Source organism: Flavobacterium soyangense, assembly GCF_015277675.1.
Lineage (GTDB): Bacteria > Bacteroidota > Bacteroidia > Flavobacteriales > Flavobacteriaceae > Flavobacterium > Flavobacterium soyangense.
In genome coordinates this window covers 1-1,852 of record NZ_JADHEC010000083.1, presented here as the reverse complement: position 1 = coordinate 1,852, position 1,852 = coordinate 1, and the positions used below count along the sequence as shown (strand labels likewise).

At 33.6% G+C, this 1,852-nt stretch carries 2 protein-coding genes; both read left to right on the top strand.

Annotated features, from left to right (window positions below; all coding sequences use genetic code 11):
* Nucleotides 1–5: 5 nt before the first annotated feature.
* Complete coding sequence (locus IR213_RS16710; RefSeq protein ID WP_394354901.1) at nucleotides 6–95, top strand: DUF5777 family beta-barrel protein; 90 nt, start codon at nucleotides 6–8, stop codon at nucleotides 93–95.
* A gap of 337 nt (nucleotides 96–432) precedes the next feature.
* Nucleotides 433–1,761 (top strand): multiheme c-type cytochrome, encoded by a 1,329-nt coding sequence (locus IR213_RS16045; RefSeq protein WP_194313291.1) that lies wholly within the window; start codon nucleotides 433–435, stop codon nucleotides 1,759–1,761.
* Nucleotides 1,762–1,852 lie beyond the last annotated feature (91 nt).

The window sequence follows — 1,852 nt, the reverse complement described above, 5'->3', positions numbered from 1 at the left end:
GAGGAATTGTTAACCAACAAAGCAATATGTTCAATCAAAATGATTTCTTCGAAGGCGATTTTGCCATTGGATTTAACATTTCAAGAACCTGGTAAGATTTTAAATAAATCGGTTGTATTAAAAACTTTAAATTTTAAGGTTTAAATAAGATTAAGAGGATTCTCACTCCATAAAATAGGATGTGTTAATCCTCTTTTTCTATTTTTGGATAAATAGGATAAAAAAGTCCTGTTTTTAAATTTGTTAAAACCCTTGGTATTACTGGGATGAACGTATGTGTAAAAAACTAAATATATTATTAAAAATATATTTAAAGTATGATAAATATCATATTATTAATTTTAAATATCCAATAAATTTACATCACAAGAATTAGTTAATATTAAGTTAATAAAAACATAAAAAACATAAATAAATTAAACAATCAAAATTATGAAAACAGTTAAACAAACCATGTTACTTATTTTGGGGATTTTATTCTTCTCTTTACAAGGATGTTCCCATGACGACTACATTCCTGTTCCAGGTGCACCAGGCACAAACGGGACAGATGGAGTTGCAGGTACTGCCTCTTGTGAAGCATGTCACTCCATTGCTCACAGACAACCTATTATTGATGCTTATGGTTTATCAGTTCATGCCAAAGGAGTTCAACAAGCAGATGGATCTTTTGCAAAACATACTTATGGTACAAATACCACTTTTGCTGATGGCTCTTTAAATAGCAATAGAGCGTTTTGTTCCCAATGCCACTCTCAAGAAGGTTATATTGACACTAAAAAATATGGACAACCAAATCCTAGAGGATATGATAATTACGGATCAATTTCTTGTGAGGGTTGCCATGGTATTACGCACAGATCTCTTAATTTTGCAGTTGACGGAAATGATTTTGGTTTAAGAAACATAGCTGCAGTCCCTCAGAAAATTAACCCTGCATTCACTTTAAACGCCTCACCTACAGGCGGTGTAAGTTCAGCTAATACTTGTATTGGATGCCACCAAGCAAGACCCGATTCTAATGGATATTACAAAAGACCAGTTATAGAAATGAATGAAAAAGATGCTTCAGGAAATGTTGTTATAACTAATAGTGCTGGTGGTCCTTTATACAGATTTTGGTCTCAAAGAAAGTTAGCAGATGCAATTGCACCTTATCCAGCAGGAACTACTTATTACAAAAATTACTCTAATACTGGTAGTGGTGTACATGTATCTGAACAAGGAGATTTGTGGATGGGAATCAATGGTATTGATATTGAAGGAACTACTACGCATTTGCCAGCAACTAAAACTGCTAAACACTATACATCGGCTTCTTGTGTACAATGTCACATGGATAAACCAAAAACAGGAACCATTGATACAGGTTCACATACAATGATGCTTGCTTATAATGTTTGTATAACTTGTCATGCTGCCCCTGAAACTTTATTAACTACTTTCCATGCAAAATTCGATACAGAACTTGCTAAATTGGTTGCAGCATTCGCGGCAAAACCAACTTATTTTAAAGTTTCTGGATCTAGTGTGAGTATAATAGCTTATGATAGTGCTAATGCTAATACACCATTCCCTACAAGTCCAGCATCAGGAACAACAACTGCAACAACTTGGTATCAGTCAAGAACTGATTTTCCACTTAAATATGTTCAAGCGTATTGGAATTTCAAACTAGTGTCAGGAGATGAAGGTAAAGGTGTTCACAACCCACTTTATACCATGGCTTTGATCCAAAACTCAATTGAAGCTTTAAAATAAAATAATTAATTACCTCTGGGCTTTGTCCCAGAGGTCTTAATTTGAGATTGGAAAAGGAATAAAATTTAGGTTGGCATTCTTTATAAATTTA

What these genes read in the sequence shown, in the direction of transcription:
- IR213_RS16045 (WP_194313291.1), top strand. Translation starts at nt 433, where the DNA reads ATGAAAACAGTTAAACAAACCATGTTACTTATTTTGGGGATTTTATTC.